This window comes from Treponema pedis (genome assembly GCF_017161325.1).
GTDB lineage: Bacteria > Spirochaetota > Spirochaetia > Treponematales > Treponemataceae > Treponema_B > Treponema_B pedis.
This window is the reverse complement of record NZ_CP045670.1, coordinates 1,284,587-1,309,849: the sequence shown is the minus strand read 5'-3', so window position 1 is coordinate 1,309,849 and position 25,263 is coordinate 1,284,587. Positions and strand designations below refer to the sequence as shown.

Genomic DNA, 25,263 nt, shown 5'->3' with positions numbered 1-25,263 from the left:
TAAATGAAAATAAATTTTAAAAAAATAATTTTTAATATAATATGTTTAATATCAGTCTTCTTTGCAGGCTGCACAAATGAAACTTCAGCGGATTTGGAACGCGAGGAAAAATTTACTCTTGCTTACGGTTCATTTGAAGATGAACTTAATCTATTTAATTTAAACAGTTCCTATACGCGCCCCGACACCCAAATTTTTATGAAAGACGGACTTTTTTATATAGCAAATTCCGGCGGGCAAAAAATCTTAAAACTTTCCTCTTTCGGCGATTTATTAACTTTTTTTTATAACCCCGAAACAAACACCCCTCCCCTGTTTTTGGAAAACGAAGCTAAAAATGAAGAAAAAGTAGAGGAAAAAACCGAAAAAGACGGCGAAACAAATTCCGATACGGAACAGGTTTCAATTGCAGCGGCAACACGCCTTGCAGTAAAATATCCGTTTAACAGACCCGGTCTATTATCCGTAACAAATTCAAAACAGCTTTTTGTAGCGGATTCCGTTGACGATGAAAAAATAGAATACGACCATGAAGAAAATTTGGCTCTTAGAGAAATTATTCTGCGCTTTGATGAAGAGGGTAATTTTACCGATTACATAGGCCAGGAAGGAGCCGGAGGAACTCCATTTCCTTCTATCGAAGGTGTTCATACAAATGCAAACAATGAATTAATTGTAGTATGCAGAACTCAAACAAGTTTAAAAATTTATTGGTATGATGTAACAGGAGCCTTACTGTATAAAATACCTATTTTCTTTGATGCTCTGCCCGGCCCGTATTCGGAATCGGAAAATATTTTTTCTTCCGTAGATAAAATAATTCCAGATTTTAACGAACTTAGATTATATGTAAAAATAGATTATTACGGCGAAGAAAAAGATTCTGCAACACAGGCAAGTTTAGGCGTTAAGTACGATAAAAGTTGTCTGTATTTTTTAAATTTAAAGACAGGAAAATATGAGCGCAAAGTAGATTTAAATTTTTATGAAGATACCGAATCGGATAACGGAGAAATCAGAAAATTTAAAAAAGTTTATGAGCTGGCAGGCGTTACGGAAAACGGCTGGTGCTATTTAAGTACTCCTACTGAAAGCGGGTATGCGTTTGAACTGATTGATTTAAAATCTCAAAAAAGGTTCAAAAAAAATCTAATGATTGAAAATTCGGAAATGATGTATAACGCCTTTCATATTTCTTCCAAAGGAATTATTTCCGCCCTGCTCGCTTCCGAAGACAAAGCCGTAATTGCCTGGTGGCGGGCGGATAAAATAATAGGAAGTGCAAATTAAATTATGTCCGATGATTTATTCGAACAAAGAGAAAGCTCTTCTCAAATTCCTTTTACACGGTACAAAAGGGAAGAGCGTTTAAAAAACGCTTCGGAAAAGGTTAGGCAATTACACAATCCCGATTTTATAAAACGTAAAGGCTTAATTAAAAGTTTAACCGCAACGCGCGGACTTAAATTTATTTTTTTTGCAATTATAATTTTTGCGGCCGTCAATTTTACCGTATTTTTTCTTACCGCAGACAGAAATAAGGGAAAAATTTACGGAATTAAATGCGAGCTTCAAAGTTTTACCCATAACGGAAAAGCACTTGCCAACTTAAAATTGGGAAGCGTCAAAATAGAAAATACGTCTTTATTGCCTAATTTAAAGCAATCTGAAAATATCGAATTAAAAGAAACGGTTAAAATTCAATTTACTTTTTTCGATAAAAACGAAAATAAAATAAAATCCTTTTTGCCTGAAGGAATTTATACCGGTGCCGAACTTCGTTTTTTCGCGGAAGATGAAACGGGTACGGCAAAAAAAATCCGGGCGGATATTTTAATTAAAGATAAAATTTTAAGTTTAACTAAAACAATTAACTGACGGAGCAGTAGTTTAAATCTAAAGAGTATGACAAAAAACAAAAAATGTAAACTTTGTAAAAACTGTAACGGTTACGGCTGTATAGGTGAATTGCCGGGAATGGGCGGCGTTTTTAAAAGTGCAAACTTTATTGCAAACTGTGCCGCATGGGAAAAATATTACGATAAAAAAGAGACCGATATTGAAATCCGCTCAGTCTCTTCTTTAAAAACAGTTTTACCTAAAATAAGACTTGCCCCTATGACGGGTGCTGTAGAAAATGCCGGATACTATGAAGAAAAGCAATTTTATTTCGATTTAATAAAAAATGCAATTGATGCCGGCCTTGCTTTAAGTTTGGGGGACGGATTCCCTGATGAAAAACTGCTTTTCGGAATTGAGGCATTACATTCTTTTAAAAAGAAAGCTGCCGTTTTTTTTAAACCTTATCCCCAAAAAAAACTTTTTGATAGAATCGAAATGTCGCGCGATGTTGCGGAAATAATCGGAGTCGATACGGACGCATATAATATCATAACAATGCGCAATCTTGTCCATCTTGAGAAAAAAAACGCCTGTGATTTACGCGAACTGAGAAAAAGAGCAAAACTTCCGTTTGCCGTAAAAGGAGTATTTACTTTTACCGATATGGAAATTATAAAAGAGTTAAAGCCTGAAATTGCAATTATTTCAAATCACGGCGGAAGAATAGAAACGGAAGCCGGGAGTACCGCCGATTTTGCCGCCCGTCATCTTAAAGAAATTGCAAAGTATACTCATGAAGTTTGGATTGACGGCGGCTTACGTAAGTGCGGCGATTTTATTGCCGCATCTTCATTAGGCGCTTCGGAAATTTTGTTGGGACGACCGTGCATTACCGCCATTCTTAGAGACAAAGATGCGGGCATAAAAAGTATGATAAAAGAAATTTTCGGCGGTCATACCTTTTTTAACGGAGTTATCCGAACCGAATGAAAATAAGAATAGATAAACTTTTAGCTCTAAGCGGATTAGGCTCGCGTAAAGACGTAAAAAAAATACTGCGCAAAAAACAATGCTGTGTAAACGGAGAGCGCATTTTATCTTCTTCATTTTGTTTTGAACTTGAAAATGCAGTCATTACCGTTGACGGTGAAAAAATTAAAATACGGAAAAATGTTTATTTAATGCTGAATAAGCCCAAAGGCTGTGTAACGTCTACCGATGACCCGGTTCATAAAACCGTTATGGAATATTTAAATCCGCCTTTTAATAATATGAAACTGTTTCCCGTAGGCAGATTGGATATAGATACTGAAGGATTATTGCTTATTACGGACGACGGGGAAATAACTCATAAAATTACTTCTCCCAAATCGGGGATTATAAAAACATATTATTTGGAATTTTTAAATGAGCCTTCCGAGACGGAAATTGAAAAATACACCGAACTTTTTAAAGAAGGTATAATTTTAAAAAACGGATACAAGTGCCTTCCTGCAAAATTCGAAAAATGTGAAAATAAAACAGGTTCTGCAAAAAAAGGCTTTTTAATTCACATTACGGAAGGAAAATTTCATCAGGTAAAAAAAATGTGCTTGGCGGCAGGAAATAAACTATGTTATTTACGCCGCATTGCGATAGACGGAATAAAGCTAGATGAATCCTTAAAAACAGGTGAATACAGAGAACTTAATGAAAAAGAATGCTCCGTAATATTTTTAATGGGAAAGACTTTCTAATATACCGTTTTGCTTAATAGGCCTTTAATGCTTATCTTTAACACTACCCGATACTATCTTTATTCCGCCCCTTACAATCCTTGCAAAAATATGCTATACTATACTGTTATTCTATGAAAAGCAGGAGAAAATAAATTATGAAAATATATTGCCCGTGCGACAAGCGTTTTGATGTTGAGCATTCTACAATTATAAATTTAGATAAAACCCCTGAAATAATTGATAAAATTAAAGACGGCAGTTTTTTAACTTTTAAATGCCCCCAATGCGGAAGACCGGTACGCGCCGAAATAAAAACAAGAATCGAATGGCCTTCAAAAAAAAGTATCTTACTTTTTGTTCCGGAATCGGACAGAATCGCCTGTTTATCATCTTCGGCAGGGTTTAAACAAATAGATTTATCTACAAATAAAGAAGAAAAAACACCTTATATAAAAAGCGATGAAACTCCCGTCATAGGTTATGCCGAGCTTGCAGACCGTATAGCAGTACTTAATGCGGGACTCAATCCGCATGCAATAGAAGTTTTAAAATTCTTTATCCTTAACAGCGGCAAGGATATTAAAGGGAAAAAAATTAAAATGTTTTTTAATTCCGTTGAAGGCGATAATTTTAAATTTTATGTACACGGACTTAAAGCGAATGAAGTTGCGGTAATGCCTATTCCTAAAAAACTTTACGATTCCGTTTTAACCGATATTCAACAAAAGAAAAAACAGGAAGTATTTGAAGCGGTTTATTTGGGAAATTATCTTTCATACCAAAATATTTTTACCGAAGGACAAGGTGAATAATCTTATGCTAAAAAAATTTTTGTTATTGTTTTTACCGTATTTGTATTACACGGCATATATGCTCAAAATCAAAGCGGGGAGCTGCCTTGGAGCGAGGTTGCCCCTCCGGCGGAAACCCCTCCTGTTACAAACGGAACGGAAACAGGTCAATCCGAAAACGGAGAAAATTCCGAAAACGAAACGACCGATAATCAACAAGAAAATATGAATACCGAAAATAATGCGGAGGATACGGCAAATCCGGAAAATTCCGGCGGGTCCCATACCGATATTTCACAACAGCAACCCGCAGGTACGGAAAAAACACAACAGGAAAAAAACGTTACCGGGCAACAAAATACAGACGGTTCCGAACCGAAAACGGAACAACCTCCTGTAGGACAAGCCGCTTCTTACGCTCTTTCGCTCGGTATAACACTCGGAACGGATAAGGCGGTTAAAGAAGCAATCCTTAAAAATAAACCCAAAGAAACGGATAAGGCTCAATCCGCAAATATAGTACATAAATTTGCAGGAGGAGTTTCCGAAATCGTAAATGCCGGTATGCAGCCGGTTTTTTTTGCAGCTGGAAACGACGGTTTTGTAACCCGCTATTCTTATCCCGATTTTAAACCCGATACTTGGCAGCTTTCGTTTATGCCTATAAAAAAAATTGCCGTACACCCTCAAGGGAGGCTTGTTGCAATTTACGAAAGCGACGGCTTCGGAGTACATCAGGTTTCGCTTTGGGATTGGACTCTTAAAAAAAATATATTTGCAAAGCGCCTTTCCGACTCGGTAGCATCTCTTTCGTGGTCGGCAAAAGGAACATATCTTTTTATCGGCAACCGTTCTACGGACGGAATTACGGTATTGGACTCAAAAGGAAATGTAAAAAATATTTACAGTCAAGCACCGGGTATAGTTTTTTTAGCCGCAACGGCTTCTTCCGAAAAAAATATTGTAACTTACGGAGAATCGGGAAGACTTATTTATACTGAAATAGCTTCAAAGAAAAAAATAAAAGAATTCCGTACGGAAAATAAATTGGAAAATCCCAATCTCATAAAAAATTTCAATCTTATTATAGGATATAAAAATAAAACCGTTTATGTAATCGATGCCGTAACCGGAAAGGTTAAAGAGCAATATCCCGCAAATTATGCAATCTTTGCGGCAAAATTACAGGATTCCGCCCCGATTTGGATTGAACGCACAAGAAAAAAAAATGAATGGTGTATAAGACAGGGAAAGGCCTATTCTCAAGGATTTTATGTTCCTTCAAATTCAAAAATCACTGCAGCCCGCCATGTAAAAGATAATCTTATAATAGGAACTGAAGACGGTTCGGTTTATATGCTTGGAATGAATGTGGATTCAACGGTAAAAGTCGAAACACCTTTGGAATATGAGCGGACTGAAATTGACGATATTACTACGGACGGAGAAAGTGTTTATGTTTTACAGGAAGGAAAAATATATTCACAAAAATCTCCCGATGAAAAACCGGTTCTTATTACGGCAGGTTTAAAAACAAACCGCTTTTTATTTTACAATAACGGTTTTTTACTTTGGTCCAATGAACGTAAACATATCCCAATTTATCATTATTCTTTTGAAACGGGAAAGTTAAAAACCGCTGCACAGCCGAAAGAAAGCGTTATTTCCCTTTCCGTTTACAAGGATAATATTTTATATGTCGAATCGTTTAACGGCGTTTCTCTTATCAATTCTGCAACAGGGAAAAAAACTTTTTTTTATAATGCGCCCGGAGTACAAAATGCAGTCCAAATAGATGATGAAAATATTTTAATTTCAAAAAGCGCTATCGACAGAGCACAAAGCCCCGTTTTTCTCATTAACATAAATACTGAAGAAACAGCCCCTATTCAAATTGAAGGAGATTTGATTTTTGCACTTGAACAAAATTCTTCAAACCCGAATACTTTAAGCTGCTTTTTAGTAAATTCCAAACCTTCGAACAAAACGGAATTGATAACCATAAAATTAAGCGGAAAAAATTTAATCGACAGCTCGTTCAAACCGGTTCTTTCTTATAAAGAAGAAGACCTTACCGCATTTTTAAAAACAAGCGGGAACGATATATTAACCAATTTGGGGAAAGGTTCTCTTGTACACTATAATACCGCTACAAGGCAAGCTATTAGACTGAAGCGGGATTACGGTTTTTCAAAAGATGCGGCCATTCTTAAAAATTATTTTGTCAGTTTAAATATGGGCGGAACAATTTCGTGGTACAGCCGAAAAGAAAAAGTTTTATTAAAAACAAACGGTATTGATATTCATAATTGATGTTATGCCTTATAAAATTTATGTTGAGAGAGTATTATGAAGACTAAAATAAAATTTTTATTTTTAATTTTATTGCAAGCCGTATTTTTTTCCTGTTCAAAAAATGCGGAAAATAAAATTGCGGTTATTTGGACAGACCGCATCGATTTCGTTTCGTATTGTGAAGTTTTTAATAATTCACAAAACGAATATAAAATAATCGTCGAATACAAAGAAAATCCTGCAGATGCAATAATAAATGCGGAAGTTCACCCCGACATTGTAATAGGGCCGTGGTTAAAAGGAAAATCCGCAAGAGGGAATTTTAAAAAAATAAATAATTTATTCGGCTCCGGAAAAATCGATAAAAACGGATTTTATCCTGAACTTTTAAATTTGGGAAGCCTTTCGGGAAATCAATATTTATTACCGGTCAGTTTTAACTTACCTATGATTATTTTTTCTTCAGCGATGAAATCACAAATAAAAGAAGGTTTTACCATATCGCTCGATGAAATCCGGGAAGTTTCAACGCAGTTTAACAGATCAAACCGTTCGGTCTTTTCGCGCATGGGATTTTCTCCGCGCTGGTCCGACGATTTTTTATATATAACGGCAAAAGGCTTTGATGCTTCTTTTGAAGAAGAAAATAATTTTTTTTCATGGAATGATAAATCGCTTCAAACTGCAATATCATATATCCGCAATTGGAGTAAACAAATAAATTCTTCCACCCGGGCCGAAGATGAATTCAAATTTAAATATCTTTACGATTCTCCTTACTCTCTTGTAAGAAACGGGCGCTGTCTTTTTTATTATGTTTCAAGCGACGACTTATTTTCAATGCCTCAAAAACAATTGGAAAATATAGATTTCAGATGGCTCAGCTTTAACGGAAAAACGCCGCTTAACGATAATATTTTATATGCCGGAATATGCAACAAGGCAAAAAACAAAAAAGCCGCCGAAGCATTTTTTATTTGGTTTTTTCGTGAAGATGTACAAAAGCAGCTTTTAGACCGCTCAAATCAAATGGATTTAATGATTAACTCTTTTGCACTTGCAGGAGGTTTTTCAGGGCTTAGACAAGTTACGGAAAAACTTTTACCGCGTTATTACCCGTTATTACTTGCTCATTTACCTCAAAGAGAAACCTTTTATGCCCCGCATATTTTACCCAGCAATTGGTTAAAATTAAAAAAAGAAATATTAATGCCGTATTTAAAAGATGCTTGCGGAGCGGAAAACGAAACTAAACCAATTCCGTCTTTAAATAAAAAAATTACCGACTGGTATAAAAACCAATAATGTTTTGAGGAGTAATAATGAATAATGAAGATATTATTGTATGGCGAGAGTCAATGGTTAAATTGCCCGATGCTAATTTCTTTGACTTAATACAATTATATTTAGGTAAAATAAAAACTCCTTTTAATAAGCAAAAACTTGTAGAGCAATTAAGCGCATTTTTACGTAAAACCTCCGTGCAGGAACTTATTATAAAAACTATTGATGCTTCGGATATTTTAATACTAACGGCAATTGCGGAATTGTACGGTGTTACTGAATCATGTTTAGCCGATTTATTTGAAACAAAATTCACATATCCTGAATTACATGAAAAACTTTTAAATGCGGAAGAACGGCTGCTTATTTACAGAAATATAAAAGAAATATCGGCAGAACGGATATATACAATCGCCGAATGGGATTATAAAATAAATCCCGTCTTAAAAGAAATACTTAATCCGCTGCTTAATAAAAAAGTGTTTATTTTAGCTGAAAAAAAAATATAAATCCGAGCCGCAGGAAATAAATTTAAGCGATACGGGATTAGCCGCCATTTATTCTTTTTGCTTCCACAATAAAACCGTTTTAAAAAATAACGGCACGCTAAAAAAGAAATATAGTGAAAAGCTTCAAAAAATCTTTCCTTGGACGGCAAATAAAGATAAGGGCGAGGAAATTATTTTTACCGCTTGCGAAAATCTGGGACTTTTATACTTTACGGAAGGTGAAATTATTTTACAAAAAGAAAAATGGCAAGCCTTTGCAAAATTAAATTCAGTAGAAAAGAAAATTTATTTTTCTATAGCTTCCATTTTTAAATTTAAAAGATATGCTATGCAAATTATTTCTCAAACCTTGCTTGAATTTTTGGATTCGCTCGGTAATGATTATTTATATTCAAAAAATGATTTGGAAGTTTTTTTTCTTCTTCTTTGTGTAAAATCGTTTAAAGGAGCGGTCTCCGATGAAAATACTACGGAATTTAAAATAAAAGATAAAATAAAAACTCTTATTGATATCCTTATATTTTACGGCATACTTTGTACGGAAGAAAATTTAATTTACCGCAATCCGACTTTATTTCTGCCTGAAACCGAACCTGATAAACCTCTTTTAATTAATCCGTCATTTGAAATAACGATTTTACCCAACAGCAATTTAACGAAACTTTTGGAAGTTTGTGAATTTATGGAGCCGGTTTTAATTCAAACTGCCGGTAAATTTGAAATAACTAAAAATGCTTGCTTAAAATTCTTTGAGGCGGGATTTTCATATTCTGATTTATACGATATATTAAATAAAATTACAAATCGCAATATTCCTCAAAATATTACGGTTTCCCTTTCGGAATGGTATGCCAATTTTACCTCTCTTTCCGTTTACTCGGGGTTTGTAGTTTCGGTTTCAAAAGAAAAAGAAAAATTTTTTGATTATAATACTTCAATTAAAAAACTGATTAAAAAAAAACTTGCCTGCGGAGTTTATCTTTTAAATATTCAAGATATAAAAGAATTCGAAAAAGCCGTGTCTTCAAGCGGTTTGGATTTTATTTTTTACGGCGATGTACAAAATAAACAGGCTTCAATTCGAGGTTTACAAAAACTTGATTTTAATTTCGAAAAAAATGAATTTAAATTTACGGAAAAAACAAAATGGAATGATGAGCAGGCAAAACGATGTAAAGAATATAATAAAAGAATCGATAAATTAAACGCTCAACTTAAAGAAAAAAAATTACCTAAAGAAGAAGAGCAGGTTTTAAAAACTTATATTAACCGTAAGGCAATCATTCTGGAAGAACAAATAGAAAATACTCCGATTAAATTTGAAAAATATGAAGCCGCCGGACTGGATTTTACAGGTAAACAGAGAGTTGCGGAAACGGCAATTTCAGGGAATAAGCTTCTTGAAATTCACTTAAACTCTGAAAACGGAATGAAAAAAATTTTATGCAGGGCTTATGAAATTATAAAAACCTCATCGGGTGCGGATTTAACGGTTTATACCGAACCGGATAAAGAAAAAATGGGTATTTCAGTTGCAGGTATTGTAAAAATAAAAGTTATAAGAACAGCTTTGTTGTCATAGATTTTAAGAAGTATATGTATTTCTAATTTCTATTTTACAAGTTTGATTTTCAAATACGGTATTTGCTTTTACTTGACGATTAAAAAGAATATCTCTTTTACCGTTTAAAATATAAAAAGGCAAACCTTTTTGATTTTCGCTTGTCTTGGCATTATATAACTATTTTCTATATTTTTTTTAATAATCACTTTCATACACATCACTCTTGTAAATATAATGTTTTATCATAGCATAAAAAAATATTTTGTCAATAGATTAATTAAAAATATTTTAAAACCTGATTTATAAAATTCTTGAGCCTTTTGAAGTTTTTTCTATTTCTATTTTTTTAGGAATACGCCTTTTTAACTCACTTACATGTGAAATAATCCCTACCATTCGGCTGCCTCGAATTTCATCTAAAATCGCAATTGCATTTTCAAGACTTGCTTCATCAAGAGTTCCGAAGCCTTCATCTATAAACATAGAATCAAGTTTTATACCGCCGCTTCTATTTTGAATGGAATCGGCAAGCCCGAGAGCAAGACTGATTGAAACCATAAATGTTTCTCCTCCAGAAAGACTTGCCGTAGGACGTGTACCCCCGGTGTAAGCGTCATAAATTTCCAAATCCAAACCGGACAGATTATTTCCCGATACTTCTCCGCTTACTTTTAAAATATATCTTCCGCCGCTCATTTTTTCCAATCGGCGGTTGGCATAAACCGTAATTTCACGTAAAAAAGCCGAAAGCATCCATATATCGAACTTTAATTTAAATTTATTTTCTCCGTTTAAATTGTCTGAAAGTTCGGTTATCAGTCTTGAATCTTCACAAGCGATTTTTAATTCTTGAGAATATTTTTTATATTCCTCAAAATGCCCGGTAATTAAAGTAAGCTCTTTTATAAATTCCGCAGCTCTTACCTGCTCTTCATCAATATTTTTTTGTAAAGATTGTATTTCATTTGCAATTTTTTCAATTGACTTTATTTCTTTATTTTTTAATTCGGCTTCAAGAGTTAAAGACGCCTGTCTTAATGCAATTCTTTTTTCGGTAAATTCTTTAACTTCGTTTTCAAGCTCATTTATTTCCTCTTCTTTTAATATGGAAGCAAAAAGCTCTTCTAAAGAATTAAATCCTTTTTTTTCAAGGTTGCCGTTCAGCTCTTCGGTTTTTTTAAATAAAGCGGCTTCATCTTTTTTCATTTGTTCCTGGATTTGTATAATTGCAGTTTCCAACTTTCCGTGTTTCAGTCGATTCTCCGCCACTCTTTCCGCATACCCGTTTATTTTTCTGTCATTTAAAGAAATTAAATTACGGCAATTTTCAATTGTATCTTCAATATTCGATTTTCGGATTTCACTGTTTAACTCCGTAAATGCGGCATCATACTGTTTTTGCTTTTCTTTTAAAGTACTTTGAATTCCGGCTTCTTTTACCGCAACGGCAGTAAGTGCGGAAGTTAATGCCTCTTTTTCATTCCTGATTTTTTCAAGCTCTTTTTGTAAATTATTTTTTTTCGTGTTTGCAATTTGAGCTTCTTTTAAAGAAAGAAAAGCTTTTTCCGAAACTTTTGCGGTTTCGGTTATAAATAACTTTATTTCTTCAACCTTAGGTATCTCACTAAAAATAAAATCTTCATTTAAAAATTCTCCGTTTAATTTTAAAAAATAATTTTCAGTTTCATCGGTTTCATCTTTATAACGCTCGGCATCTTTTTTAAGCTCAGTATAATTTTTATCTTCCGTTTCTTTTTTTACTGAAAGAATTTCTATAATCCTTTCGCTTTTTTGAATTTTTTCTTCCAATGTAAAAAGACTCTCTCCGCTTTTTACCGCAGGTTTAGGATGATGAGTAGAACCGCATACGGGACACGGAGAGCCTTCCTCCAAATTAACGGCAATTGCCGCCGCTTTTCGGTTAAGCTCTTCGGCGGTCTTTTGTTTTTTTAATTCTGCAAGCATCTCTTTTTCTATCTCATAATCTTTTATAATCAATTCCAAATTACGGCGGCTGTTTTCGGCGGCGGCAACAAATTTCAAATGACGCTCTTTTGCGGAGTGTTTTCTTTCAGCAAGCTCCGACAATCTTTTAAAGTAATTTAAACTCATCTCCGCCTTATCGGAATTTGCCTTCCTTAAATCCGTTTCTTCTATTACGCTCTGCAATTCCAAAATCTCTTTTGTAAAATCGATTTCACTTTCTTCCGCCTGTTTAAGTTTACTTTCAATTTCTTTTTTTTGCTCCTTATTCAATTTTTGTTCCTTTTGTTTTTCAACTATTTCACTGTAAACCGAAGCGGCACGTTCCAAGGAATCCAAGTTTTTTCTAAGTTCCGCAGTTTTTATTTTTTCACCTTCAATTACGGCTTCTTCATTTTTTAAAGATTTTAAAATTTCGGTTACGGAATTTAATTCTTTTATTTTTTTGTCGGTTTCAATTTTATTTTCCGTAATTGAAGATGTAAGTTTGTTTATCATCTCAGCCTGTCCCGAAAGAGAAAGAGCTCGGCGAGCTTTTTCAATTTTATTTTGAAAACCTTCGATTTCAACTGCTTGACTTTCCAATTCGCTTAATTGTTCTAAAACAATTTTATGCTCTTCCGCCTTTTGATTTAAAATTTTTGACTGTTCCAATTCAGCCGTTTTAATTTTTATTTTATCGGCAGCTTGACTGTAATTCTTTTTTATAGCGGCTATTTCTTTTTCCAATCCTTCTTTTTTTAAAGAATAAGTTTCCAAATTAAATTTAGATTGAATATTTTCCAAGGCGGTTTTAATAAAATTTATTTTTGAACTTTTTTCTTTTTGCATTTCTTTTGCAAGCTGCATTATATCGGAATATTTTGAAATGGGAAATAACTCGGAAAGAGTTTCTTTTTTTTGATTTGAATTTTCTTTTAAAAAATTTGCAAACTCACCCTGAGGCAATAAAACTATACGGGAAAATTCTTTTTCGGTTAATTTGATTATATTTTTAATCTTTTCATCGGTTTCTTTTTTTGTTGAAGTTAAATTATTCCATTTACCCGATTTCCATTCAAACAATAAAACCTCTTCAGGAATTTCATTTTTCTTTCCCGGTTTTAAAAACGGCAGCTGTCTTAAAATTTTATATCGGCTTGCTCCTATCGAAAAAGTTAATTCCGCTTCGGCAATTTCATTTTCTTCGGCAAACTGACTTCTAAGGCTTCGCATAATTTGAGCTCGTCCTCCGATAGGCCTTGAAAAGAAAATATATGAAATTGCATCGAATATTGTAGTTTTTCCGGCTCCGGTTTTTCCGCATACTAAAAAAATAGAGTCTAAAACCGTAAAGTCTATTGTATGAGTTCCTGCAAAGGGGCCTATATTTTTTATTTTTAATATTTCAGGTTTCATTTATACTTCCTCACTTAGAGCCTTACCGCATATTTCTTTAAAAAGGTTTTGCTTTTTACCGTCCGCAGTTTCTTCTATAGCATTTTCGAAATTTAAAAAATTTTCAAAAATAATTTCAGGAGCTTCTATATTCTTTTTTAAAATTTCGGAAAAACTTTTATCCTCGGTTTTAAGTTTTTCCGAAACAGATTTTTGTTGAATATTTAAAAGATAAGGAAATTTTTTTTGCAATAAACTCATAGGGCTTTTAATTACAGTTTTATCAATTAAATTAATTTCCAAAAAATCATTCTTGTATTCATCGAACTTTTCAGTTTCAAAAAAATCTTGAAAACACCCTTCAAGACGTATCATTTTTTTTAAAGGCTCTATAGGTACTTTTTTTATCGTAACGGGAAAGCCTTCGGCATTACAATTTATATCTACGGATAACACAACTTTTTCGGCTACGCTTTCATCGAAACTGTAAGTAAGGGGAGCTCCGGAATAATACATTCTTTCGGTTATCTTTTGCATTTTATGTAAATGACCTAACGCCGTGTATGAAAAAAAATCGAAAAGCTCGGGTCGTACAAATTCGGCTGTACCCAAAAACGCTCTCTCGGAAGAAGAAGGGATTCCGTTCAATGTAAAAAAATGAGCTATTAAAACGGACGGCACATCAGGTTTTACCGCACCTTTTAATCTTCGGGAAGCCTCTTCCGCCATTGCAGCCTGTGTATCCAATTTATTTTCAATTGAAAATAAATCACCTTGCTCTTCCTCCCTTAAAAATGAACCCAAATGTAAAAACGGTAATAAGAAAAAATCTACGGTTTCATTATTTTGCTTTACGGTAACCGGTGTACATAAACAGGCAGTATCGGCTGCTATGTGAATGTTCTGCATTTTAAAAATTTGCGAGCCGAAGGAAAGCCTGTCGGCAGAATCATGATTTCCGGGTATTATTAAAATTACGGTATCGGGAAGGTTAATATGAATCTTCGATAAAAACGAATCGAACATTGCAACCGCTTCCGAAGAAGGAATGGAGCGGTCGTAAATATCGCCTGCAATAATTAATGCCGCATAATTATCGTTTAAAAGAATATTGTAAATATCATTAAGCATTTTTTTTTGGCGTTCCGTTTGTGAAGTTTCGTATAAGGTTTTACCGAGATGAAAATCGGCGGTATGTAATATTTTCATACACACAGTGTATGGATATTCGGGGTTTATGTAAAGACCTGCAAAATATAATTTGTATGTACCGTTAAAAATAAATGACGAGGAACCGAAAAATCGGAAAAATCATAATTCGGAACCTTAACCTATTTACTTTTGCCACTTCCCCGAAAAATAATAAATAACCGTAAGCAATAATCCGGCACCGGCACCTATATTAAACGAAAACCAAATTCCGTTAAGGCCCCAATATTGAGAAAGAGCCCCTGCCGAAGGCACTCTAAAAATCCACATTGCAAGCAGTGTGGAAATCATCGGAAACATCGCCTTGCCCGCACCTCTTATTACGCCGGTTAAAATAAAGGTAACCGACAGTAAAAGATAAGAAACGCTTGCAATTTTAAAATATTCAGCTCCTATTAAAACAACTTCCGTTTTGTCTACAAAAAGCGAAATAAAAAAACTTCCGAAAAAAGCTAAAAGAAAAACGGCTATTGTTGTAATACTTAAACCCAGCAGTAAAGACCCGCGCAATCCTTTTTTTACACGCTCTTTTTTCCCCGCTCCCAAATTTTGCCCGGTAAACGAAGAAAGAGCCGCGCTTATATTAAGTCCCGGCATAATAATAAATCCGTCCAATTTTCCTACTGCGGAAAAAGCGGCGGCAGCTTGAGTTCCGAAAATATTTACTACGGAAGACATCGCCATAAAGCCTCCGCCTACGAGAGCCTGCTGAATTCCTGTAGGCAAGCCTATTTTAACCGATTCAATACAAAGATGTTTATCGAATTGTAATTTAAAATAATTTACTTTAAAATATCCGTATTTTGCACGGGAGTAAAAAAGAATCCAAACACAGGAAAATATTTGCGAAATTAAAGTTGCGTATCCCGCTCCAGCCGTTCCCCAGTTAAACCAAATTACAAAAATACAATCTAAAATTATATTCATAATTGCGGAGATTGCAAGAGCATACAAGGGGATAAGCGAATCTCCCAAACCGCGAAGCATTGCGGTAATTCCGTTATACATAAAAATAAAGGTAAACCCCGAAAACATTATTCTTAAATAAGTTAAGGCCTCCGGAAGAACATCTTTCGGAGTGCGCATTATTTTTAAGATATACGGGGCAAAATAAATTCCTAACAAAGTTATAATAAGTCCCGCAAAAAATAAAAGTAAAAAACTTGTTTGTATTACAAGCTCAATACTCTTATGCTTTTTCGCTCCGAAAAATTGCGCAATTAAAATATTGGACGCCATTGAAAACCCTATACTGAGCGATAAAAAAACAAATAAAACGGGAAAAGACATTCCTACCGCTGCAAGGGCATGTGCTCCTATATTTTGACCTACAACAATACTGTCGGCAACATTATATAATTGCTGAAGTATATTACCCAATAACATAGGTAAGGAGAAAAAAACAATTTGCTTTAATTCATTTCCTTCGGTTAAGTCTTTCATATACTATAACATTATTTTGAAGTCATATTTACAATATCATCATGTATAGCGGCAGCCGCTTTATCCGAAATAAGAGAACTCATTCTTTCAAAAAACATTTTAGACGGCTCATCGTCGGGAGCAATCGTTAAACATTCTTTAAATAAAGCTAAAGCTTTTTCGTATTGCTTTTCTCGGTAACAAGTAATTGCATTTTCAAATACTTCAACAAGTTTTATCATTTTAGGTTCCGCTTCGGATTTTACACATATAATATTATATAATTGAACAGGTGTATTTATTCCTACAACTCGAACTCGGTCCAGTCTTCTTCCGAGAAAGGCCCCGTTTGTTTCATTCCATGTAGATTCCGAAACTAAAATCCAAGTACCGTATTTTTTATTTACACCTTCAAGACGGGCTGCAAGGTTTACATCGTTTCCCATAATTGTGTAATTCATTTTCTTTTCGGTACCCATGTTTCCTACAACCATATCGCCTGTGTTAATTCCTATACGTGTAAAAATCGGCATAGGAATATCGCCCGATTCATAAAGTTTTTTATTTAATTCAGTTTCGATTTGTTTCATTCTTACGGCTGCAAGACAGGCTCTATAAGCATGGTCGGGTAAATCGGTAGGTGCTCCGAAAAATGAAACTATAGCATCTCCTATATATTTATCGATAGTGCCTTTTTCAGCTAAAATCAAATCGCTCATTTGCGTTAAGTAGATATTTAATACCGAAACCAAATGTTCAGGCGTAATTTTTTCAGACAGTGTTGAAAAAGATTTTATATCGGTAAATAAGGCAGTAATTCTTTTTTTCTCGCCGCCCAATGCAAGCTTTTCGGGGTCGGAAACTATTTCGTTTACGACATCATCGGAAAGATAAACACCGAAGGCTTTACGTAAAAAACTTTTTTCTTTTTCGGTAAAAACAAAATCAAGTACAAGAATTATAAGAAAACATGTTACAAAAGAAATAATCGGAGTAAAAAGCTGTAAGTAAATCAATCCGAAAATAAATAAACTTATTCCGGCTCCTAAAATAAAAAACAAAAATAATATGCCGAAAAGAATTTTACCGAAGCTGTTTTCTATTTTATTTAAAACAAAGGCGCATAAAAATGTAAGAATAAAAGCAATCAAAAGTGAAAGTTGTTTGGAAAGAGGCGTAATGAATGCTTCATTCATTATTGTATTGTAAATATTTGCATGCGTTCCCACATTGGGATAAGAGTTCCAAAACGGATTAACCCCCAAATCGGATGTTCCTACACCGCTGTAGCCTATAACCGAAAAAGCTCCATTACAAAATTTTTTTTATATAATCGCAATGTTCAATATAGTTTTTATAATCTTTTTTTGCATTAGTAAAAAGATTTGTTACATATTCATCGGCGGTCTCATATTCACTCTCGCCTGTCTGCTCTTTTATTTTTTCAAAGACTTCGTGTATCTCAACATCAAAACCGCCGTCCAAAAAAGTTTTAAAATTATCGAAAAAGACTTGCCTCGCCTCAAAATAATCTTCGTAATTATATTTTCCTCCGCCTAACAGTTCGCTTTTCCAACCGGATAAGGCTTCATACTCGTTTTTAAGGGCAAGAACCTTATCATGATAGGTTAAAAATCCGTCTTCAGTTCTGATTTGTAAATCGTAAATTAAATTTAAAATATCGATGAGATTTTTTTCAATTAAGTCCGCATAAATTAGAGCATATACGGATAAACTTTTAAAACTTCCGTTTTCGGGGTTTTCCGTATCGGTAAAACGTTTTTTTAACCAGTTAATCAAAAGGTTTCCGTCTTCGTCAAGCGGGATTATTATATCTTTTTTGTCATTAAAATTTTTAGGATTCAACGCATTTTTTAAAATAAGACGCCTGTTTTCACGTATTATTCTTTCAGGTTCAAGCATTTTTAAAACAGGTGTAAAAACCAATTGGCCTATATATTTTCCGTTATACTCCGAAAAAAGAGGAATACGGCGCCGCACTCCGTCCGAATCGATTATAACATTGGGAAATCCCGCTCCGCGGGCACCTTGCAAAATAGGCATAATTGTGGGAGCAATTCCGTAATCTTCGTTTGCAGCCTTTATGTTTGCCGCAGTTTCCGTTTTAAATAAACCGTTTTTATCTTCCACATTATCGAAAAGAAAATTATTATAGGCAAACTCTTTTAGCTCTTCAATTTCACTGTTTATATTTATTTCAACGGCATTTATCGTTAAATAAGCATTTCCGAAAAACCTAACGGCATTACCCATATAAGCATCATTATCCCGAAATACATTTTTAATAATCGATTTTGAAAGTTCGTCAATGCGTGAATCAAAATATAAAGACATATCCTTACCGGCAGCTTTAACTTCGTTAAGCGGAATGTTTTGTGCGGAAACCGCATCCGAAAAGTCTTCTATATATTCGCTTAATTCGTTTCTAACCGCCTTATATTCTTTAGGTAAATCATGTTCAACATAGTCGCTGTTTGCCCCCGTTCTGCCTGCCGATAAATATTCAATATCGAATACGGCAGCCTTTCCTCCGGCTTCTTTTAAACGCACCAAAGCATCGGCAATTATATCGCGCGGCCAAGGCCATGAACCTACCTGTTCTATTGCAAAATCATCTATATTTAATAAAAGAACGTCATTTCGTTCAGACACTTCAGGTTTAATTCTAAGAAGTAAATCATAAATACCGTTTTCGGTGTTTTTCCCCGCTTTTAAAAATCCGAAAAATGTAAAAAATAAAAAAACTGCAAGAGCAATTATATAGTTTAAATTTTTTTGTAAAAATACTACCGTTTTGTGTTTTTGTTTTTCACTCATCGTTTTCCTCTGCTTTAAAAATAAGTATACTTCAAAACTTACGTAATTTCAAGGTAATTATATGAAAAAAAGTTTTCAAAACTTTTATATAACCCGAAAATATCGAAAATCGGCACCTGAGACTTTAAAATTAAGATTAAAATGTTATCTTTCGGAATTTCCAAAGGGCTTGCCAAAAATTGCATTATATGGCAATATAAGGACTTAGGAGATATATCGTGTTAAATAAAATTATTATCGAAAATGAAGAACAACTGATTTCTTATTTAAAAGATGCCGTCGAAGCAATTAAAACCAAAGAAAATCCCGAAGAATTAAATAAATACCGACGCATCTTTAAAAAAGCAGTCCCGCTCACGATGCGGTCTTATGTTGCCGCCTACCTTATAAAACAAGCGGGTTTTACCGGTTCCGCTTCGGGGATAAAAAAAGATATTAGAAACAGAATGCACAGTTCCGCGATTAAACAGGGATTTAAATCGGCTCATATACCTAAACCTCGTGTAGTTTTACCTGAGGACGGAGCTACAAGCATTTTTATAGGAATAGGCAGAAAAAGAGGCATTTTTCCGAAAGATATTATAACATTGCTTATTCAGGGTGCAGGTATCCCGCGGGACCATATAGGTGGTATCCGTATTTTGGATAATTATTCTTTCGTTCAAGTTATGAATGATGAAGCCGATACAATTATCGAAAAATTAAATAACAGTTATTACCGGGGTAAAAGTCTTACCGTAAGCCATTCCAGAAAACCTTCCGACGATATGGAAGAACAGGCGGATTTTGAGGAACAAATCGAAGAAAAAGAAACCGATAAACCGTTTACGGAAGAAACATACGAATCGCAAGAAATAGTAAATGAACAGACGGATATATCCGAAGAAAATATATAAAATTAAATATTTAAATTAAAACGGCCTTTAAAAAGTCAATCGAATTTTTAAAGGCGCTCCGCTTTAAAACCCCGCAAAGCCCGATAAGGTTTTTGCGGGGTTTTTATTAAAAAACAATACAAGTTCGGCTTTTCAAATTTCCTTACATCTTTATCTTTTTTTTTATTTATGATATTATAAATATATTAAAATTACATATATTCAAAACGGGAGAGAATTATGATAGAAGTAAACGGTATGGGTCAGGCTTGTCCTATCCCGGTCATTATGACAAAAAAAGCAATTCGTGAAAATAAAACTAAAGAAAACATCTTGGTAAAAGTGGACAACGAAATAGCTACCCAAAATCTTTCAAAAATGGCGGAGCAGCTTGGTATAAAAGTCAACATTACTAAAATTAAAGAAGCGGAATACACGGTTTTATTCGATATGGAAGGTTGTGAAAAATGTACGCTTCTTGAAAATCCGGTTGCAGTACCGGAAACGGGAACTGGAGATTACGCTGTAGTAATCAATTCCGATAAAATGGGTTCGGGAGATGAGGCCTTCGGAAAAAAACTTTTGGAAGGTTTTATTTATGCGCTTACCGAACAGGACATTTTACCCAAATTCGTTATTTGTTATAACTCGGGTGTCCAACTTACAACAATAAACGAAAAAACAATAAACGATTTAAAAGCCCTCGCTTCGCAAGGCTGTGAAATTCTTTCATGCGGTTTATGCTTGGATTTTTACGGAGTTAAAGAAAAACTGCAAGTGGGAAGCCCCACAAATATGTACAGAATTACAGAAATTATGCGTACCCATTTTACTGTACGTCCCTAGTTTTACAAAAAAATTAACGCCTTATGAACACGGAAGTATTTGCGGTATTTTCTTTTTCGTCTTCACACTATGCAATTGCAGCTGAAATTGCGGTTAAAGGAAAAGAAGAGGCAAGGCTGATTCCTCTTCCGCCCGAAATTTCGGCAGGCTGCGGTTTAGTGCTGCGCGTAAAAGAAGATGCCGTCAAAAATACGGCTGAACTTTTAAACGTGGCCGAAATTCCTTATGAAGAAATTTATAAATTAACCGTCGAAAATAAAAAAAGGATTGCTGAAAAATATGATTTACTTTGACAACGGCGCAACGACTTTGCAAAAACCTAAAGAAGTCGCAAAAGAAGTTTTTAGAGGAATTTCTGCCGAACGGTTCGGTAATCCGGGCCGCGGAGCTCATGCTTCGGCTCATAACGCCCTTGCGGAACTGTTTAAAACCCGCTCGGCCGTTGCAAAGATATTTAATATCAAAAATCCGCTTAATATAGCCCTTTGCCAAAATGCGACCGCCGCCCTTAATCTTGTAATTAAAAGTTTATTTTCAAGTACGGACGGCATTATTACAACAAAACTGGAACATAACTCGGTACTGCGCCCCCTTTATCAGCTTGAAGAAGGCGGTGCGGAACTTTCGTTTATCGGGTTTAATACGGAAACTGGAAAACTTTTTTACAATGATATGGAAGCCGCCGTTACACCCCGCACCAAAGCCGTTATTGTAAACCATTGTTCAAACGTAACAGGCTCAATTTGCGATTTGGACTATGTTTATTCCGTTTGTAAAAAATATAATTTAATAATGCTTGTAGATGCCTCCCAATCTGCAGGAACAATTCCTATAGATATTTCAAAATACGGAAACAGTATCTTTTGCTTTACGGGGCATAAGGGTTTATACGGTCCGCAGGGAACGGGAGGAATTGCGGTAAACGGCGATTTTAATTTTAAACCCGTATTTTCAGGCGGCAGCGGAGTTCATTCTTTCGAGCATAAGCACCCGGAAGAAATGCCCGATATTTTTGAAGCGGGAACAATGAACGTTCCCGCCTTTATGGGACTTACTGCGGGCTGTAATTATATTCTTAAAACGGGAATAGAAAAAATAAACGTAAAATTAAAAAATTTACGGCAGGAATTTATAAAAGCCGTAAACGGTATCCCGCACATAAAAATTTACGGAACAACCGAATCCGAAGCGGGGGCCTCAATCGGCATAAACCTCGGAAACATTCCTTCGGGAGAAGTGAGCCGTATTCTCGATGAAGAGTATTCGATAGCTACAAGACCGGGAGCACACTGCGCACCCCTTGTTCACACAAGTTTCGGCACGGAAAAGCAGGGCATTGTCCGGTTCAGTTTTTCTTCATTTAACACAAAAGAAGAAATTAAAAAAGCTGCGGCAGCTTTGGAACGGATTGCTGCAAATTACGGCAATTAATTTATATTTAAAACTTGCGGGCTTGCACCGGTTTACAAACCACGGATAAATTTTATTTTATAAAAAAGATACATAAAAAAATATATAATTTACTACCGCTATACCATTCATAATAATTATGCTATAATCCGTTTTATTATACTTTAGGAGCAAGAGTATGAGATGGAAAAACAAAAAAATCCCTGAAGGGGAATTTATGGAAATGCGGGAAGAAATTCTCAAAACATGGCCTACCGGTAAAGATGTCGATTTAAAAGAATCTATTGATTATTTAAAAAAAATTCCGCCTGAAAAAAACTTTGCAATAAAACTTGAAGAAGCGGATAAGGCGGGAATTACGACAGCACAACCTAGAGCAGGGGTTCCCCTGTTAGATGAACACATCAATCTTTTAAAATTTTTACAGGACGAAGGCGGGGCGGATTTTTTACCGAGTACCATTGATGCCTATACCAGACAAAACCGTTATGAAGAAGGAGAAGCGGGAATAGAAGCTTCAAAAAAAGCGGGACGCTCCCTTATGAACGGTTTCCCTGCGGTAAACTGGGGAGTAAAAGCTTGCAGACAGGTTTTGGAAGCGGTCAATCTTCCGTTACAGGCAAGACACGGCACTCCGGACGCAAGGCTTTTATCCGAAATTATTCATGCAGGAGGATACACTTCAAATGAAGGCGGGGGAATAAGTTATAATGTTCCTTATGCAAAAGCCGTATCCATAGAACACAGTATTATGTGCTGGCAATATGCGGACAGACTTGTAGGTTTTTATGAAGAAAACGGAGTTCATTTAAACCGCGAACCTTTCGGACCGCTTACGGGCACTCTTGTACCGCCTTCGGTCGCAATCGCCGTAGGAGTAATCGAAGCTCTTCTTGCAGCGGAACAGGGGGTAAAAAGCATAACCGTAGGATACGGTATGTGCGGAAATATGACGCAGGACGTTGCAGCGGTAATTTCACTTAGAGAACTTACAAAAGAATATATGAAAACCTTCGGATATAAAGATATGTGTATTACGACGGTTTTCCATCAGTGGATGGGAGGCTTCCCTGCCGATGAAGCTCGGGCCTACGGCCTTATTTCTTTAGGAAGTACGACGGCAGCCCTTTCAGGAGCTACAAAGGTTATAGTTAAAACTCCGCATGAGGCCTTCGGTATCCCCACAAAAGAAGCAAATGCCGGCGGTATTAAGGCTACCAAAATGGTTTTAAACCTTTTAAAAGGACAGCGTTATCCGAATGCAAAGGTTCTTTCCGATGAAATAGAATTGATTAAAGCCGAAACAAAGTGCATTATGAATAAGGTTTACGAAATAGGCGGAGGCGATTTAGTTGCAGGAACGATTAAGGCATTCGAAGCCGGCGTAATAGATATTCCCTTTGCACCTTCCCAATACAATGCGGGAAAGGTAATTCCCGCACGGGATAATGAAGGATTTATCCGCTATTTAATGCCGGGTAACCTTCCGTTTACAAAAGATATTTTGGATTTTAACCGCTCGCGTTTGGAAGAGCGGGGCAAAGCGGATAACCGCGAAGTCGATTTCCAAATGTCGGTTGACGATGTATATGCCGTAAGTTCCGGCGTACTTGTAGGCAGACCCGCAAAAAGATAACTTTTTAAATTAAATAAAGCCTGCGCAAAAGAGCTTTAAACCCGAAGCGACTGGCGGGCAGGCTTTATCGGAATAAGAATATTATAATTTCATTTTAAGTCTTCTTTTAACATTACTTAATTTGTTTTTTGAGCCTAACTTTAGGCTCCGCAGCAATTCCGAATTTAGGGAACATTTTGTCCATTCCGAATAAGGTAAATATAAGAATCGTGATAACCGCAATATGTGCCATAAAATTATATTTAATAATTTGAGTTTGACTAAATTCCATAAGAGGATACACTGTACCTGCAATCCCTGCAAAAAAACTTAAATAAACGTGCCACGGAATCAATTGCGAACCGAAGATTCCCAATGCCGAAGAAAAGGTTGCATTGCGCAAACGGAGAGAATACATAGATTTTTCATCGCCTTCAATATTCTCATTTGTAATGTCCTTTATAATCGGACCTACCGTAACAATTTGAGCCATTTCGTCCGCAAGGGCTGCGTTTCCTAAAAGTGAAATAATTCCGTTCCAAAACATAAGCTGTCTTACATTGTGCGAAAGTTTTACGGCTAAATTCGATAAGGGTCTAAAAGCGTCCATTTTTGCCATTATCCCTCCGAATGCGGCAACCCACATCATCATAATAATAACCCAAGAGCCTGCACCTACGAAACCGTTGTAAATAATATCAAAGTATGAAATAATACCCGAAACCGTACCTGCAAAACGGCCTAAAATAAAACACGAAACAATGCCCGCTCCCAAACACAACAAAGTGGAAAAACCTTTTAAGGCAATTCCTATTACAAGCACAAGAGGAATAACCATATAAACCGGAACTCCGTGTTGAACTTGACGTAAAAGATTTACGGCAACAGGTTTTTCCTCTTGAAGTTTTACCCATACTTCTTGAGGTATAGCTTCAATTGCTTTTGAAGGAGAAACAAAGTCTCCCGGCAAATTTAAACCTGCAATAAAAAATACCGCACATGCAAGGACAAGACAAAACAAAGACCATAACCCCTGATTTTTCATTCTGTCGGTAACTTCTACATTATGAATACCCGAACTTACGACTGTAGTATCGGAAATAAGCCCGAGATTATCTCCGAAGCAGGAACCGCCTGCAATTGCCGCCAAACTTAAAACCATATTTCCGTTTAAAATATGCGTCAGCCATAAAAAAATCGGAGCGCAGGCGGCAAAGGTGCCCCACGAGGTTCCCGTAGCAACCGATAAAACCGAAGCGACCAAAAAGGCGGCGACTGCGACGGTTTTTGCGGAAATCCCTATTTTTAAACTCAAGGTAATTATCGAAGCGCCTACACCGGTTGACATAAAAGCGTCCGCCATCGCATAAGCAAACATTAAAATAAAAAATACAAGCTGCATTTCCTTTACATTATCTATTGCCGAATTTAAAACGTCAATAAATTTAAACTTTTCCGTAATCATTGCAACCGCTACGGCATAAAGTACGGCTATGGGAGCGATAATTAAAATATCCAGCTTAAACCCGCAAACTGCGGAAAAAGATTCGATGTTTGAAATCATCATCAAGCCGGCGAGCAATAATACCGGCGTCAACTTAAAAAAGGCACGCATACATTCTCCTTAAGATATACAACTTTAAATTATATCATAGAAATAAAAAAAAGTGTAGGGGCGACAAAGC

At 35.5% G+C, this 25,263-nt stretch carries 20 protein-coding genes; 14 read left to right on the top strand and 6 right to left on the bottom strand.

Translation table 11 applies throughout. The features are described from left to right. The first annotated feature begins 3 nt into the window (after window positions 1-3). The 9 genes from DYQ05_RS05690 to DYQ05_RS13690 all read left to right on the top strand — a co-directional run bounded on the left by DYQ05_RS05690 (window position 4) and on the right by DYQ05_RS13690 (window position 10,021). Complete coding sequence (locus DYQ05_RS05690; protein ID WP_206184017.1) at window positions 4-1,290, top strand: LIC_12708 family protein; 1,287 nt, start codon at window positions 4-6, stop codon at window positions 1,288-1,290. A 3-nt stretch (window positions 1,291-1,293) separates the two neighbouring features. Further along, window positions 1,294-1,878, top strand: a complete 585-nt coding sequence (locus tag DYQ05_RS05685; RefSeq protein WP_024467787.1) for a hypothetical protein — start codon at window positions 1,294-1,296, stop codon at window positions 1,876-1,878. A 27-nt stretch (window positions 1,879-1,905) separates the two neighbouring features. Next, complete coding sequence (locus DYQ05_RS05680) at window positions 1,906-2,832, top strand: alpha-hydroxy-acid oxidizing protein (RefSeq protein ID WP_206184016.1); 927 nt, start codon at window positions 1,906-1,908, stop codon at window positions 2,830-2,832. Next, complete coding sequence (locus tag DYQ05_RS05675) at window positions 2,829-3,578, top strand: pseudouridine synthase (protein ID WP_024467785.1); 750 nt, start codon at window positions 2,829-2,831, stop codon at window positions 3,576-3,578. Before DYQ05_RS05680 ends, DYQ05_RS05675 begins: the two co-directional genes overlap by 4 nt. Before the next feature lie 137 nt (window positions 3,579-3,715). Then, window positions 3,716-4,372: a CpXC domain-containing protein gene (locus DYQ05_RS05670; RefSeq protein WP_206184015.1), complete on the top strand. Its 657-nt coding sequence runs from the start codon at window positions 3,716-3,718 to the stop codon at window positions 4,370-4,372. Between the two features lie 15 nt (window positions 4,373-4,387). Beyond that, on the top strand, window positions 4,388-6,664 hold the full coding sequence (locus DYQ05_RS05665; RefSeq protein WP_206184108.1) for a WD40 repeat domain-containing protein: 2,277 nt from the start codon (window positions 4,388-4,390) through the stop codon (window positions 6,662-6,664). 36 nt (window positions 6,665-6,700) lie between these two features. Beyond that, the gene (locus DYQ05_RS05660) at window positions 6,701-7,951 is read left to right on the top strand and encodes a lipoprotein (RefSeq protein ID WP_020964998.1); all 1,251 of its coding nucleotides are present in this window, start codon (window positions 6,701-6,703) and stop codon (window positions 7,949-7,951) included. A gap of 17 nt (window positions 7,952-7,968) precedes the next feature. Further along, window positions 7,969-8,439, top strand: a complete 471-nt coding sequence (locus DYQ05_RS13695) for a hypothetical protein (RefSeq protein ID WP_252723531.1) — start codon at window positions 7,969-7,971, stop codon at window positions 8,437-8,439. Between the two features lie 328 nt (window positions 8,440-8,767). Then, a complete protein-coding gene (locus DYQ05_RS13690) occupies window positions 8,768-10,021 on the top strand; it encodes a hypothetical protein (RefSeq protein ID WP_252723530.1) in 1,254 nt (417 codons plus the stop codon). Window positions 10,022-10,303: 282 nt separating this feature from the next. Here DYQ05_RS13690 and DYQ05_RS05650 read toward each other — a convergent pair whose 3' ends face one another. From DYQ05_RS05650 to DYQ05_RS13680, 5 genes are all read right to left on the bottom strand, one after another. After that, entirely contained in the window at window positions 10,304-13,384 is a 3,081-nt protein-coding gene (locus tag DYQ05_RS05650) for an AAA family ATPase (protein ID WP_206184014.1), read from the bottom strand. After that, window positions 13,385-14,572 (bottom strand): exonuclease subunit SbcD, encoded by a 1,188-nt coding sequence (gene sbcD, locus DYQ05_RS05645; RefSeq protein WP_206184013.1) that lies wholly within the window; start codon window positions 14,570-14,572, stop codon window positions 13,385-13,387. 126 nt (window positions 14,573-14,698) lie between these two features. Beyond that, a complete protein-coding gene (locus DYQ05_RS05640) occupies window positions 14,699-16,015 on the bottom strand; it encodes an MATE family efflux transporter (RefSeq protein ID WP_024467631.1) in 1,317 nt (438 codons plus the stop codon). 11 nt (window positions 16,016-16,026) lie between these two features. Beyond that, the gene (locus tag DYQ05_RS13685; protein WP_252723529.1) at window positions 16,027-17,259 is read right to left on the bottom strand and encodes an adenylate/guanylate cyclase domain-containing protein; all 1,233 of its coding nucleotides are present in this window, start codon (window positions 17,257-17,259) and stop codon (window positions 16,027-16,029) included. A gap of 46 nt (window positions 17,260-17,305) precedes the next feature. Beyond that, window positions 17,306-18,832, bottom strand: coding sequence for a CHASE2 domain-containing protein (locus DYQ05_RS13680; protein ID WP_252723528.1), 1,527 nt, complete (start codon window positions 18,830-18,832; stop codon window positions 17,306-17,308). 218 nt (window positions 18,833-19,050) lie between these two features. Between DYQ05_RS13680 and DYQ05_RS05630 the strand changes: the two genes are divergently transcribed. The 5 genes from DYQ05_RS05630 to DYQ05_RS05610 all read left to right on the top strand — a co-directional run bounded on the left by DYQ05_RS05630 (window position 19,051) and on the right by DYQ05_RS05610 (window position 23,599). Next, window positions 19,051-19,728 carry a DbpA RNA binding domain-containing protein gene (locus DYQ05_RS05630; RefSeq protein ID WP_206184012.1) on the top strand — a complete coding sequence of 226 codons (678 nt, stop codon included), beginning with the start codon at window positions 19,051-19,053 and terminating at the stop codon, window positions 19,726-19,728. Between the two features lie 219 nt (window positions 19,729-19,947). After that, the gene (yedF, locus tag DYQ05_RS05625) at window positions 19,948-20,553 is read left to right on the top strand and encodes a sulfurtransferase-like selenium metabolism protein YedF (protein WP_194076680.1); all 606 of its coding nucleotides are present in this window, start codon (window positions 19,948-19,950) and stop codon (window positions 20,551-20,553) included. A gap of 23 nt (window positions 20,554-20,576) precedes the next feature. Continuing rightward, complete coding sequence (locus DYQ05_RS05620; RefSeq protein ID WP_206184011.1) at window positions 20,577-20,846, top strand: putative Se/S carrier protein; 270 nt, start codon at window positions 20,577-20,579, stop codon at window positions 20,844-20,846. Continuing rightward, the gene (locus DYQ05_RS05615; RefSeq protein ID WP_024469594.1) at window positions 20,833-21,984 is read left to right on the top strand and encodes an aminotransferase class V-fold PLP-dependent enzyme; all 1,152 of its coding nucleotides are present in this window, start codon (window positions 20,833-20,835) and stop codon (window positions 21,982-21,984) included. The genes DYQ05_RS05620 and DYQ05_RS05615 overlap by 14 nt, the downstream gene beginning before the upstream one ends. A 157-nt stretch (window positions 21,985-22,141) precedes the next feature. Beyond that, window positions 22,142-23,599, top strand: coding sequence for a methylaspartate mutase subunit E (locus DYQ05_RS05610; RefSeq protein WP_020964986.1), 1,458 nt, complete (start codon window positions 22,142-22,144; stop codon window positions 23,597-23,599). A 112-nt stretch (window positions 23,600-23,711) separates the two neighbouring features. Here the strand turns inward: DYQ05_RS05610 and DYQ05_RS05605 are convergent, their stop codons facing one another. Continuing rightward, window positions 23,712-25,193, bottom strand: a complete 1,482-nt coding sequence (locus DYQ05_RS05605) for a Na+/H+ antiporter NhaC family protein (RefSeq protein ID WP_206184010.1) — start codon at window positions 25,191-25,193, stop codon at window positions 23,712-23,714. Between the last annotated feature and the right edge of the window lie 70 nt (window positions 25,194-25,263).